The organism is Rhodococcus oxybenzonivorans, from assembly GCF_003130705.1.
Taxonomy (GTDB): Bacteria; Actinomycetota; Actinomycetes; order Mycobacteriales; family Mycobacteriaceae; genus Rhodococcus_F; species Rhodococcus_F oxybenzonivorans.
This window is the reverse complement of the sequence record NZ_CP021354.1, coordinates 6,509,964-6,522,912: the sequence shown is the minus strand read 5'-3', so window position 1 is coordinate 6,522,912 and position 12,949 is coordinate 6,509,964. Positions and strand designations below refer to the sequence as shown.

The following is a 12,949-nucleotide window of genomic DNA, read 5'->3' as shown; positions in this document are numbered from 1 at the left end:
CGGCACCGTACCAAGCCACCGCGCTCGGCATGATCGGGTAAAAGCCGATCGATGTCGTGGTTCACGGTCACGAAGATCGTGTTCGCCCGGAGCGCGCCGTGGGAGGTGTAGACCGTACCGGCGTCGAAAGACGTTGCTGCCGTGCTCTAGTGGAAACGCACACCGGACTGCTCCAGCCACTTCGCGATCGTCGGAGCGGCCTGGCGCGTGGACCGACCTGAAAATCCATCGGCAGGTACATCCCTCCGATGTCGTCTTCCCCGAAGATCGGGATTCGGTCGAGAATCTGGTGGTGGTCGAGCAATCGCACACGGTCAGGACCGTGCCTTCCTACGTCGAAATAGAAAGGCTCGATCGCCGTCCGCAACACCTCTGACGGAACACAAGTCGTGTGTTGGGCTCCACGACGGCGACTCGATCGGGCGCGCTGACGAAATGTGGGGCTGCCGCCCTTGCATGTTGCGCGTCAGTCCCAGCCACACCCGCTCATCCCGCCAGTGGACCCTGCAGTTGATCTTCCTGCACGGCCGATCGAGTTTCCAGCCCCCGCCCGCTACCGAAGCCGGCCGACGAGATGTCTCGGCCGTACGGGTGTTGAGCAGGTGTTTCCCCCGGTGGTGGGCGTGTGGCGGAAAGTGATGGTTGACACAAGAGGCGGTTGCTGTAGATCATCTATAGGAACTGTTTCTGAGTCAGCAAAGGATTGTGGTGCCATGAGTAAGTACCGGGTTATCGACACTGATACCCATCTCATCGAGCCGGCGGATCTGTGGACCGAACGCCTGCCGAAGGCGTGGGGCGCGGACGTGCTGCACGTCAAGTTCGATGAGAAGACCCAGTCGGACCTGTGGTTCTTCGGTGATCAACCGCTCAAGGGCGCGTGGACGTGGGCGAACTGGAACTGGAAGAACTTCAACTCCGAGCTGCACGACGGGAGCGGCCCCCACCCGCCTCGACGAAGCCCATCCGGCGACCTACGACGTCGACGAGCGCGTGAAGTTCATGGACGATCAGGGCTTCGAGATGCAGGTGCTGTACCCGAACCTCGCCGGGTTCGACTGGAAGCCGTTCGTGCAGCATCCCAACCGGAACCTGGCGATCGCGCACCTGGCCGCCTACAACGACTTCCAACTCGAATGGGTGGCCAAGTACCCGGGCCGGTTCATCCCGATGATGGTGATCCCGTACTGGGACGTGGCGGCGTCGGTCGCGGAGATCGAACGCCTCGCCGATTCCGGCTTCGGCGGCATCGTGACCACCGGTGCCCCGCACGAGCACGGTCAGGCGCCCCTGGGCAGCCGCAAGTGGGATCCGCTGTGGAAGGCGTGCGAGGAGGCGGGCCTGTCGGTCAGCTTCCACACCGCCAGCGGCGACTTCCGCGAGATGCTCAAGCACGACGAGGACGACGGGTTGGTCGGTGGTGTTCGCGTTGCCGCCGACGGACCCCACATCTACCTCGCCAACGCCGTCATCGTCAGCGACCTACTCGTCTCCGGAATCCTCGCCCGGTTCCCGACCCTGCAGTTCGTCTCCGTGGAAAGCGGAATCGGCTGGGCCCCGTTCGTTCTCGACGCCCTCGACAAGCGATTCCAGAAGAACGGCGTGTTCCGCTCGCACCCCGAGTTCGGTGACATGCTCCCCAGCGACTTCTTCAAACGGCAGGTATCGCTGAACTTCTGGTTCGAACAGCTCGACGACTACCACCTCGAAACGCTCTCACTCAAGCCACTGATGTTCGAAACCGACTTTCCCCACCCCACCAGCTTCCACCGTCCCACCCTCGAGGAAAACATCGAACTCGTCCTCGGCCGCCAACCCGAAGAGGTCCGCCGCGCGGTCCTGTGGGACAACGCCGCCCGCCTCTACGGCAAGGCGATGGAAAAACAGGGAGTCAACCCGAGCCAAGCCGTGGCCGGCCTGACCAGCTGACCACACCCCACACCACCATCAAGCAAGAGCCGGGCGCTCTGGGGCACTCCACCCGCACCCGACGGTGCCCCAGAGCGCCCATCCCCACCACCCGACACGGTTCGTCGAAACTCGTGCGAACCATGTCGAGGAACCCCTTCGAAGCAAAGTGAGGAAGCGTAGATGACCACCGAGGCAACGGATTCTAAACCGGTGATCCTGACACAGGCCGGTGCTGCGACAGGCCGCCTCGCCGGTGTCAATCACCTGCAACTGATCGTCAGCGACATGGACGCCAGTGTCCGGTTCTACCGCGACGTCCTGGGGTTGACCGTTGTTCGCACCACCGCGGACTATCCAGCACCCGGGCGCGGATACCAGATCCTGAAAAACACCTTTCTGGATATGGGGAACGGGAACCTGCTGTCGCTCATTGTGGTAGGCGGAGCTGGCATCAGCGATACACCCACGACCGCAGAGCCCTCGGTCAGTGCCGAATGGTTGTGGCCCGGTGTTCCGGAAAACCAATGGACTCCGCGAAAGTTCGACCATGTCGCATTCAACGTCGACAGTCACGACGACGTGGTGTGGTTTCGGGACCACCTGCAGGCCTGCGGTGTCAAGACGAGCAAGATTATCGCCCGAGATCACGAGGCGTGGGTGGAGTCCCTCTACTTCTACGACCCGGACGGGATCCCCCTCGAAATTGCCACCTTCGACCTCGGCAACCCGAAGTGGGAAAAGCACCAACCGACGGACTGGTTCCGCGATCCCAACCCTGTCCCCGCACTCCGCGTGAACCCGGCGTGACGGAGACAAGGAGCGCAGTCGAGGGTAGCTCGACGCAATCGATCGATTTGCTGCTATACGACGGCTTGGCCGGCGTAGGTGATCCGCGGAACGCGGACCTGGCCGCTGCGGAGTCCGCTGCGCGTGCGTTTCTGGACGCGCTCGGGATCGATACCGGCGCCAGCGGTGTGCGGGATACACCCCGCAGGATGACACGGGCCTACCTTGATCTCTTTACCCCCAACTCTTTCGAGTTGACGACCTTCCCGAACGATGAAGGGTATGACGAGCTGGTGGTGGCAAAATCCATTCCGGTTCGCTCGGTGTGTGAACACCACCTTTTGCCGTTCAGCGGTGTCGCGCATGTCGGATACCTGCCGGGCGAACGCGTCCTCGGCCTGTCGAAACTTGCCCGCATCGTCGAGTTCTTCGCCCGTCGGCCTCAGGTGCAAGAACGACTCACGAAGCAAGTCGCGGATTGTTTGACAACAAGACTCGGGCCGAAGGGTGTGGGGGTCGTGATCGAAGCCGAGCACAGCTGTATGTCGATGCGCGGTATACGCGCCATCGGCTCTACCACCGTCACCTCGGCGCTGTCGGGATCGTTGCGCGATGATCCGCGATCACGTCAAGAGTTCTTCGCGCTGACAGGGGTCTAGGACCACGACGGAAACCTGCTCCTCCAGCTGAAGGCGAAGGTGTCCTGCTGCGAGAGCAATCCTCGATGCAAGCGATGCCGATGCGCAGGCCGGTAAACCATCGAAACGTCAACGTCATGCCCGTCGCGTCACCGAGGTCCTCGCAGGTTGGCGCGCCGGGTGAAACAGCACAACCCAGGGGTAGTAGCAATGAGAGCTGTGTCGGATCGAGTCAGGCAGAAACGCGGATTCGGTGGCGTTGACGTCGCGGAACTATTACTGAGAACGACTATCGGAGCGACGATGGTCGCACACGGAGTAAAACACGCTCGCTCGCTCGACGGCACGACGCGGTGGTTCGAATCGATCGGGTTCTGCGATCCCAAGTTTCAGGCAGTCACCAGTGCCGGCGTCGAAATACTCTCGGGAAGCGCCCTTATCGCGGGGACCATGACCCCGGTGGCAGCGGCGGCGGTGATTGGCACGATGGGTGTAGCGATCCGAACCGTGCATGCCCCCAACGGGTTCTTCATCACGGCCGAGGGATATGAGTACGCAGCGGGCCTTGCTGCCGGATGTGTGGCGCTTGTCAGTCTCCCCGCGGGCATGCTCGGTCTGGATCGGCATCTCCGGCTCGGACGATTCCGCGGTGGCAAAGCCGCATTGGCCACCTTGATCGTGGGTGCGGCATCGGCGGCGAGCCACACGTCCGTGTTCTGGAATAGTCCCCGACGTACCCCGCGAGACGCTCAACCGCCGACGCCCGATCTCGACACGGTAGAGCCGGGCGAACGAGCCGGCTGATCCGGCCACCGTAGCTCAATCACGCCCAAGCTCTCCGGAAGGAACTCCCATGGCGCTGCTGACCATCGGTAAACAGTTTCCCGCCTACAACCTGACCGCTCTCAGCGCTGCCGAAATCTCAAATAGCCTGTGCCACAATGTCGAAGAGGCGCTCCTGGTCCTCGACGCCCTGCAATCCGACCAGCTGTGCGCCTGCAACTGGACGAAGGGCGACCCCACCATCTCGCCAGGCGCACTCCTGAGTGGGAGCATCTGATCATGGTCGGACGAGAAATTGCGGCGACTGCCAGTGCGGTTGCGATGGCCGCCGGGGTCATCATTGCTCGACGAGTCGTCCCGTACGCCTCCGGGGTGCTATCAGCAAGAATGACGTGCCTGTCAAGGACACCACGGTCAGGCCTCGCCGGTAAAGCGTGGGACCGAAATCGGTTACTCGCAGATCTTCGGGACGGACCTGCGATGACCATCGATGAATTGATGACGCAATACGCGAAGCTCTCACCAGTGGGCGCGCGCACTGATGCCATCTTCTGGGAGTTGGTCGACGCACGTAGTGCGCTCAGAAAGTTCATCGTTGCCGCGGCATGTCGCGAAGATCGATTGATCGAGGTCAGCCAGCGCCTCCTGTCGGTGGAACTGCCAACGCGTTCGGACACCGCGACATCAGCGACGATGAGCCCTCGACGGTGACCACCCGCTGAACTGCCTTGTCCCTGAGGCCAGGCAGCACGGACTCTCCCACGCGGGTGACGCGCTCCGTTCAGGTCGCCTGATCGTTTCCCCACCGACACCCTGTACGCGGTCGGTTCCGACGCCTTCGACCGGGAGGCCGTGCACGCCTTGTCGGCTGCACAACAGCGCGGTAGTGACAAGCCGGCCTCGGTCCTGGTGGGAAGCATGGATAATTTGGACGGGATGGTTGCATCCGTGCCAGCACCGGCGCACCAACTGATCCACGCGTTCTGGCCCGGCTCTGTGTCGTTGGTTCTACAGGCTGCGCGGTCCTCGGAATCTCCCTCGGGGCGTGCCACATCGCAACACAATCGCCACCCGCAACCGCTCAGTTCCATGATCAGGAGGCAGGGCACCGACGAAGCAGCTTTCGGCACGACGGTCATAGCCCCGGCTACTCGCCCGATGCCCGTTCGTCACGGAGTCCACGCCCTTCATGACGTGAGTTGAGGCGCCCCACGTGGGTCGATTTCATTGGAACGGCACCACATCTTTCCCGCGGGCGGCATCGACATAGTCCTGTCGCAGGGGATGAAAGGCCTCGACGAACACAGCGCCCTCCCAGCCGACGACCAGGCCGTGTCGCACCTCGCCGGGCACCACGTAGCTGGATAACTCGGTCAACTGCACCTCGCCGGTGTCGAGCAACAGCGTCGCGTCGCCGCGGAGGAGTAACCCGATCTGTTCCTGCGGATGGGAGTGGATCGGCACCACCGTGCCGGGCTCGAAGGTGACATAGGTCAATTGCATATGTGCGCCGAAAACGGCACGCCCATCCATACCTTGCACGGGCTTGAAACCGATCATTTCTTTTACATCGAAAATGTTGGCCTGCATATGTCAACCCACTTCCAGCACGATTTTGCCCAGTACTTCGTTGTCGGACATCAATTGATAGGCCTGATCCGCTGCGCTCCAGGGCAGAACGCGGGCGATGACCGGGCGGAGCGTTTCGTGGATATCGCGGTGGGCGGCATGCGGGCGGAAGGGTGCAATGTCTCGCCGCAACGCGCGCACGATCTCGGCCCTTTCCTGGGGAGTCCTGGTGCGGAATGTCACGCCGACCAATTCGATCCGTTTGAATGCCAGCGCCTCCATATCCAGGAGTCCCTCCGCTCCGCCGAGACGTCCGATCCCCACGATTCGGCCCTTCACTGCCGCGGCCTGAATGTTCATCGGAAGGTAACTGCCACCGACGTGGTCGAGAACGATGTCGATCCCGTTGCCGGCGGTGATCTCCAGTGCTCTCGCAGCGAAATCGGTTGCACTGGTGTTGATCACTTCGTCGACCCCCAGGGCGTCAAGGAGCGCGTGGCCTCGATCCGAACGGGTGGTACCGACGATGAGCCGGGCTCCGAAGTAACGAGCCAGCTGGACGGCTTGCATGCCCACGCCAGATGTCGCGGCGTGTATCGCAACGGATTCGCCCCCGGCCATCCGCGCAGTTGTCATCAACGCGTTGTGGGCTGTCATGAAGCCCAGTACGGCCGCAGCTCCTTCAGGGTAGCTCCAGTTTTTCGGTATCGGGATGAGCATCGAGGCATCCACCACCACCTCTTCCGCCAGACCACCAGCCACCATCGTCATCACGCGGTCGCCTCGCGCAAAGTCGGTGACACCGAGACCGACTTCGATGATTTCCCCTGCCGCGTCGAGCCCCACCACCTGGGCCTGTGGACCACCACCAGCGGCATGGGTTCCGGCGAGCTGGGCCAGATCGGCGCGGTTCACCGAAGCCGCTCGCACTGCGATGCGGACCTGTGTGTCCCCTACCTCGGGTGGAACCACATCGACCAGATCCAGTCCAGGGCTATTCGACTTTCGATCGATAACCATTGCCCTCATTCTCAACCCCTCTTGAATCTTGGAAATAGAATTTGGCGAAGGCCGCCAGTTGCCGTGCCGTGACCACGGCCGTTGCAGTGCCTGTAGATCCGTGCTCACCCACGCGTAGTCAGGGGCTGTTCAGGCATTCCACGAGCAGGACGCCGGATCCTTCGGGATCCGACGTGGCCACCACCCCGTAGGTTCCGCCGGTATCCTCCAGGGCGCTGAGCATGGTTGTCACACACCGAATGCCTTCGAGTCCGCCCAGGTGACCGAAGGCCAATGCCCCGCCCCGCGGATTGAGCATGTAGGGATTCAGGCGGAACTGCTCGAGCCAGATCAGCGGTGTCACCGCCACCTCTTCCGGAACCTCGAACTGATCGATCCGGTTGAGCGGAACTTCGAGTGCCCGCAGATACGAGCGCACCGATTCAAGTTGAGAGACCGATACATTCGTCAACGGTATGTCGAACAGCATCTCGACTCCCACCAGACGCCCGCGAGGGTGCAGCCCCAGGTCGTCGGCGCGGGCGGCGCTGGTGAGCACCAGCGCGCAGGCGCCACTCGCAGCACGAGCGCTTTGATGCGGCGGGTGACAATCGTGGCCGGCTCCACCGTTCGAAGCCGGCGCACCGGCTGGCGTAAGGGCACCGCCCGGCTCGGGCACCTGCCGAAGCTCGTCGCTCGCGATGAACTCGGTCATCTCGTGGTCCAGGTGAACTTCGAGAGGGATGATCTCGCGTCGAAAATCGCCCGACAGGGCGCATTCCCGGGCGCGTCGGTGGGACGCGAAAGCAAAGTCGCCTTGCTTCTTTCGCGTGATGGACCATAGGTCCGCTCCCGGCGGCGTCGGCTGACCCGCAGGTCGTCCAGGTTCATGGAGAGAATGCCCGCCAACCGCTCCCGCCACCAACACCACCCTTCGCGGATCATCGTTGATCGCTTCACTTGCCAATCTGACTGCAGAAGTGGACGAAATCGTCTCGTGCAGATCGATATGATCGAACACATTCCGCCACGATTCGGCATACCGGCGCGACGCTGCCCCGTCACCCACAGTGACCAAGGTGGTGACAACGTCCTCATCGATCTTGGTGCGTTGCAGTAGGCCGTTGACGGTGACGTCCAACAGCTTTTCCACCGTGAGCTCGCAGGAGGTTCTGCCGTACATCTGCCGCTGGGTGAGCGGCGATCGCGCTGCCTCGACGATTACCACTTCGTTAGTCATCGGATTACCTCGAACTCCACACTCTGATATTTCAACGGTGCACTGAAGGTCGGCCGCCGGGCTGGACCATCGCGGACGTCGAGTCCGCAGTCAATGCCCCTTCGACAGTCTTACGAAAATCCTTCACCGATTTGCGGATGAAGGAGAAGACCCCACCGTGGACGATCAACTGCGCTCCCAGTTCAACCTCGGAGGCAATAAGATGGGGGCTCGGCTGGAACACGCCGTAGGCAATTCCGCGTTCGGCACAAAGCGCACGCACCCGTTCCTGCGCCTCGAGCACAAGGTGGTGTCGCGGATCTCCGGGCACTCCGTACAGTTGGGCAAGGTCCCCGTGCCCCACCAGTGCCAGGCCGATGCCCGGAAGGAGAAGCTCGTCCAACGCCTCGACCGCTTCCGGGGTTTCGATAATCAACCCAACAAGCAGATTGTCGTTGGCCCAGCGCATGACGTCTGTCGCGCTGGTGACCTCCTGATAATTGACGCCCGCTCCGCCGACCAAGGCGACGCCGCGTCGACCCCTGGGATGATAGAACGCCAGGTCGATGAGGTGCTCGACCTCGGACGGATGTCGCACATGCGGAATCAGCAAGGATTGACATCCCCCGTCCAGCAAACGAGTGATCCAGGCATAGTCGATCTGGGGTGGCCTGACCAACGGACTGATTCCGGCGGCATGGGCATGCGCGACCAACTCGAACACCGTCTCGGTGTTGTGCAGATTGTGCTCTTGGTCGATGAACACCGTGTCTGCACCAGCAGCGGCCATGGCGTACACCATGCCTGGGTCGCGCGCCTCATTGAGACTGCAGCCTAACGCAATTCGACCGGATTGTAGGGTTTCCATCAGGTGGTTACGTCTTAAGATCATGGCGATAGTTCTCCTCGCTCTCGGACGGCGAGTAGCAGTCGCCGATCAACGCACGGATAAACACAATCCCGCTGGGTGGCTGGCGCCTGACCGTGTCGGGTGGTGGGATGGGCGCTCTGGGGGCACCGTCGGGTGCGGGTGGAGTGCCCCAGAGCGCCCGGTTCTTGCTTGATGGTGGTGTGGGGTGTGGTCAGCTGGTCAGGCCGGCCACGGCTTGGCTCGGGTTGACTCCCTGTTTTTCCATCGCCTTGCCGTAGAGGCGGGCGGCGTTGTCCCACAGGACCGCGCGGCGGACCTCTTCGGGTTGGCGGCCGAGGACGAGTTCGATGTTTTCCTCGAGGGTGGGACGGTGGAAGCTGGTGGGGTGGGGAAAGTCGGTTTCGAACATCAGTGGCTTGAGTGAGAGCGTTTCGAGGTGGTAGTCGTCGAGCTGTTCGAACCAGAAGTTCAGCGATACCTGCCGTTTGAAGAAGTCGCTGGGGAGCATGTCACCGAACTCGGGGTGCGAGCGGAACACGCCGTTCTTCTGGAATCGCTTGTCGAGGGCGTCGAGAACGAACGGGGCCCAGCCGATTCCGCTTTCCACGGAGACGAACTGCAGGGTCGGGAACCGGGCGAGGATTCCGGAGACGAGTAGGTCGCTGACGATGACGGCGTTGGCGAGGTAGATGTGGGGTCCGTCGGCGGCAACGCGAACACCACCGACCAACCCGTCGTCCTCGTCGTGCTTGAGCATCTCGCGGAAGTCGCCGCTGGCGGTGTGGAAGCTGACCGACAGGCCCGCCTCCTCGCACGCCTTCCACAGCGGATCCCACTTGCGGCTGCCCAGGGGGCGCCTGACCGTGCTCGTGCGGGGCACCGGTGGTCACGATGCCGCCGAAGCCGGAATCGGCGAGGCGTTCGATCTCCGCGACCGACGCCGCCACGTCCCAGTACGGGATCACCATCATCGGGATGAACCGGCCCGGGTACTTGGCCACCCATTCGAGTTGGAAGTCGTTGTAGGCGGCCAGGTGCGCGATCGCCAGGTTCCGGTTGGGATGCTGCACGAACGGCTTCCAGTCGAACCCGGCGAGGTTCGGGTACAGCACCTGCATCTCGAAGCCCTGATCGTCCATGAACTTCACGCGCTCGTCGACGTCGTAGGTCGCCGGATGGGCTTCGTCGAGGCGGGTGGGGCCGCTCCCGTCGTGCAGCTCGGAGTTGAAGTTCTTCCAGTTCCAGTTCGCCCACGTCCACGCGCCCTTGAGCGGTTGATCACCGAAGAACCACAGGTCCGACTGGGTCTTCTCATCGAACTTGACGTGCAGCACGTCCGCGCCCCACGCCTTCGGCAGGCGTTCGGTCCACAGATCCGCCGGCTCGATGAGATGGGTATCAGTGTCGATAACCCGGTACTTACTCATGGCACCACAATCCTTTGCTGACTCAGAAACAGTTCCTATAGATGATCTACAGCAACCGCCTCTTGTGTCAACCATCACTTTCCGCCACACGCCCACCACCGGGTGAAACACCTGCTCAACAACCTGCGCTGCAGTGCGCACACATGACCCCGGAACGCAGGCCACCGTCGCATCGATTCCTCCGAAGCGGGACGGTTCACTCGTCGGGCCCGATTCCTGGCAAGTTCGTCAGCGCCGCACTTTGGCCCCGGCGGACAAGCCGCCTCTCGAGTTGTTCTCGTGTAGGCCCGATCTCGGGATGTGTTGAGCCACCATCAATTCGTCGGCGGTGCCGCCGAATCGGCGACCTCACCCGCTTACACTGCTTCACGCAGCGGTAATCCCTGGGGCGAGGGCTATCATGAGCGTTATGAAAGTTGTTGGCCGGAAGACTGCGCGACTGGTGGCGGGTCGAATCGTGCAGGACATTGGAGACGAAGGGCTCTCTCGGCTTCCCTCGGAAGCGGAGTTGCTCGAACGCTACGAGGTCAGCCGGCCGTCGCTTCGCGAAGCCCTTCGTATTCTCGAAATGTACGGAGTCATCTCCATTCGACCCGGCCCGGGTGGGGGTACCCGAGTAAATCAGGTCGCAAGCTCGCAATTTGCGAGCGCTTCATCGTTGTATTTCCATCTACTCGGCCTGACGCTCAGAAATGTGCTGAACACGCGCCTGCAGGTCGAGCCTTTGATGGCTCGGCTCGCGAGTGAACGCGTGAAGTCGGGTATACCCTGGGATCCTGACGAGGCGGACGGGATCGGGGACAACGCGGAGTCCGGAAGTTTCCACTTTTCAGTGGCCCGGTTCACCGGCGACCCGATCTTACTGTTATTCGCGGACGGACTCCGCAGCATATATGTCGATGAATCCGCCGACGAGAAGATTCCCCGAGAAGAATTGCCGGTATCGCACGATCAAATCGCCGACGCCATCAAGAGTGGTGATTCCGAAAAAGCTGAGCGCCTCATGCGTGATCATATTCGGAGTTATGTCGACGCGTTGGAGAAGAATTGTCCCGAGGTGCTGGACCAGGTAGTGGACTGGAACTAGTGTTCTCTGGCCTGGCGCGCGCTCCCGGGATTCTGCAGGGTGTTCGATGGACGTGACCGTTACGCGTCCTCACACCTCAGCTGTGAGCGTCTGATCTTGCCGACACTTGTTCGTGGAAGTTCCGCCACCTGGTGCCAATCGCGTGGACATGCCTGTGGTGGAAGGTTATTCGATGCCCAGGCGGTGAGCTCGTCGATGTCGAGCGGAGGCTCCACGTTCCGCGCTACTACATAGGCGACGGGAACAACGTCCCGAATGGGGTCCGGCCGCGGGACGACCGCGACCTCCAGAACACCCGGGGCCTGCGCCAATGCGGCCTCGACCTCGGTGAGGCTGACGTTCTCGCCGGAGACCTTGATGACGTCGTCGACCCGGCCGACGAATCGCAGGCGCCCGTCCTGATCGGACACCACCAGGTCGCCAGTTCGTAGCCACGTCTCGCCGCCTTCTTCGAGAAGTGCGGCCGACGTCGCCTTCTGATCCGAGAGATATTCCGCAAAAAGGTCACACCCGGGGGTGCCGGCTACCAACAAGAGACCGGGGGTTTCCGTTTCGACGGGCTCGAGGCTGTGGGGATCGACAATGGCGGTTCTCCGCCCTGCGTCACTGGGGTTGCCGATGAAGACCGGACTCGCGTCTTCACGGCGTTCCGCCGTGACCATGGCAACGGTTTCGGTCATTCCGTACAGCTGGCGCGGTGCACATCCCACCATCGACGCGAACTCGTCGAAGTGACCGGGAGCGAGGCTCTGGGCGAACCACACATGCCTGAGATTCAATTGTGGTGTGTCCTCGGGACGCCGCGCAAGAATCATCCGAATCGGTGCCGCGAATAAGCTGGCGTGGGTGGCCTCGAGTCGGGCGGCCTGCTTACCCCACTGAGAGGCCGAGAATGTGTGGGTCAGGGCCACGCTTGCACCTACCGCGATCGCCGGAGCAAAGCAATAGTATTGGGCGTTCGCATGGAACAGTGGAAGTGTGACCAACCAGCGATCCCCCGGTCTCAGGTCGGCGGCCTTCGCCATCGCCTGGGCGACGTGTGCATAGTTGCACTGCGTCAGCACAACAGCTTTGGGCTCGGATGTCGTTCCAGACGTGAACATCACTGCCAGCCGGTCATGCGGGCCTGGTTCGTCGACAAGACGTGGGAGGCGGTCGCGGGAGACCAGGAGGCTGCCAGGAAGCACGTCGATCGAGTCTTCCTTCAGGACAATAAGTCCTATATCGAGTGCCGGCCCCACACCCTCGTCGGACGCACGCTTGATGCCCTGGAGGTACGTGTCGGCATTCCGGGAACCGCACAGCGCCACAGTCGGTGTCGTTCGACGAATATGCATCGCGATGTCCCTGGCGGAGGACGCCGGATCGGCGAAGATGGCGGTTGCGCCGATGCGCGCCGCAGCGAGCCACACCGCCACGAAGGCGGGACAATTCTTCAAGACGACGTGGACCGCTGACCCGGGCGCAACCCCCGCCTCTTCGAGCGCGGCGGCCGTCGAATCGACGATTCGATCGAACTCCTCATAGGTCCATTGCGTGACGTCGTTCGTCGACCCTTCGAAGACCAAGAAGGTCTCGCTCGCGTGAACCGCGACCGTCTCGTTCCAGGTTCGTGCGAATGTTGCGCAGGCAACGGCGTCCAACGTGCACCTCACAGAT

General features: G+C 62.2%; 13 protein-coding genes and 2 pseudogenes. 8 read left to right on the top strand and 7 right to left on the bottom strand.

Features of this window, described 5'->3' with window-relative positions:
* Nucleotides 1–1,002 precede the first annotated feature (1,002 nt).
* The 7 genes and pseudogenes from CBI38_RS30255 (at nt 1,003) to CBI38_RS30225 (ending at nt 5,321) form a co-directional block, all read left to right on the top strand.
* Nucleotides 1,003–1,929: an amidohydrolase family protein gene (locus tag CBI38_RS30255; protein ID WP_230990290.1), complete on the top strand. Its 927-nt coding sequence runs from the start codon at nt 1,003–1,005 to the stop codon at nt 1,927–1,929.
* Between the two features lie 162 nt (nt 1,930–2,091).
* Nucleotides 2,092–2,718 (top strand): VOC family protein, encoded by a 627-nt coding sequence (locus CBI38_RS30250; protein WP_109334688.1) that lies wholly within the window; start codon nt 2,092–2,094, stop codon nt 2,716–2,718.
* Nucleotides 2,719–2,765: 47 nt separating this feature from the next.
* Entirely contained in the window at nt 2,766–3,356 is a 591-nt protein-coding gene (gene folE / locus CBI38_RS30245) for a GTP cyclohydrolase I FolE (protein WP_109334687.1), read from the top strand.
* A 282-nt stretch (nt 3,357–3,638) separates the two neighbouring features.
* Entirely contained in the window at nt 3,639–4,139 is a 501-nt protein-coding gene (locus CBI38_RS30240) for a DoxX family protein (RefSeq protein ID WP_230990023.1), read from the top strand.
* 130 nt (nt 4,140–4,269) lie between these two features.
* Nucleotides 4,270–4,395: pseudogene (locus CBI38_RS30235) on the top strand (peroxiredoxin); the annotation flags it as partial.
* A 203-nt stretch (nt 4,396–4,598) separates the two neighbouring features.
* Nucleotides 4,599–4,829, top strand: a complete 231-nt coding sequence (locus CBI38_RS30230; protein WP_230990022.1) for a hypothetical protein — start codon at nt 4,599–4,601, stop codon at nt 4,827–4,829.
* Nucleotides 4,830–4,970: 141 nt separating this feature from the next.
* On the top strand, nt 4,971–5,321 hold the full coding sequence (locus tag CBI38_RS30225) for a Sua5/YciO/YrdC/YwlC family protein (RefSeq protein WP_230990021.1): 351 nt from the start codon (nt 4,971–4,973) through the stop codon (nt 5,319–5,321).
* 21 nt (nt 5,322–5,342) lie between these two features.
* On the opposite strand, the gene CBI38_RS30220 is transcribed toward CBI38_RS30225, so the two are convergent.
* The 6 genes and pseudogenes from CBI38_RS30220 to CBI38_RS40680 all read right to left on the bottom strand — a co-directional run.
* Nucleotides 5,343–5,708, bottom strand: a complete 366-nt coding sequence (locus CBI38_RS30220; RefSeq protein ID WP_109334684.1) for a cupin domain-containing protein — start codon at nt 5,706–5,708, stop codon at nt 5,343–5,345.
* A gap of 3 nt (nt 5,709–5,711) precedes the next feature.
* Nucleotides 5,712–6,707, bottom strand: coding sequence for a zinc-binding dehydrogenase (locus CBI38_RS30215; protein ID WP_109334683.1), 996 nt, complete (start codon nt 6,705–6,707; stop codon nt 5,712–5,714).
* A gap of 118 nt (nt 6,708–6,825) precedes the next feature.
* On the bottom strand, nt 6,826–7,926 hold the full coding sequence (locus CBI38_RS30210; protein ID WP_109334682.1) for a thiolase family protein: 1,101 nt from the start codon (nt 7,924–7,926) through the stop codon (nt 6,826–6,828).
* A gap of 31 nt (nt 7,927–7,957) precedes the next feature.
* Complete coding sequence (locus CBI38_RS30205) at nt 7,958–8,797, bottom strand: HpcH/HpaI aldolase family protein (protein ID WP_230990020.1); 840 nt, start codon at nt 8,795–8,797, stop codon at nt 7,958–7,960.
* A 190-nt stretch (nt 8,798–8,987) separates the two neighbouring features.
* Complete coding sequence (locus CBI38_RS40055) at nt 8,988–9,656, bottom strand: amidohydrolase family protein (RefSeq protein WP_250645713.1); 669 nt, start codon at nt 9,654–9,656, stop codon at nt 8,988–8,990.
* 67 nt (nt 9,657–9,723) lie between these two features.
* Nucleotides 9,724–10,203, bottom strand: a pseudogene (locus tag CBI38_RS40680) (amidohydrolase family protein); the annotation flags it as partial.
* A 400-nt stretch (nt 10,204–10,603) separates the two neighbouring features.
* Between CBI38_RS40680 and CBI38_RS30190 the strand changes: the two are divergent.
* Nucleotides 10,604–11,290, top strand: a complete 687-nt coding sequence (locus CBI38_RS30190) for a FadR/GntR family transcriptional regulator (RefSeq protein WP_230990019.1) — start codon at nt 10,604–10,606, stop codon at nt 11,288–11,290.
* 59 nt (nt 11,291–11,349) lie between these two features.
* Here the strand turns inward: CBI38_RS30190 and CBI38_RS30185 are convergent, their stop codons facing one another.
* Nucleotides 11,350–12,933, bottom strand: coding sequence for a class I adenylate-forming enzyme family protein (locus tag CBI38_RS30185; protein ID WP_109334677.1), 1,584 nt, complete (start codon nt 12,931–12,933; stop codon nt 11,350–11,352).
* Nucleotides 12,934–12,949: the final 16 nt, after the last annotated feature.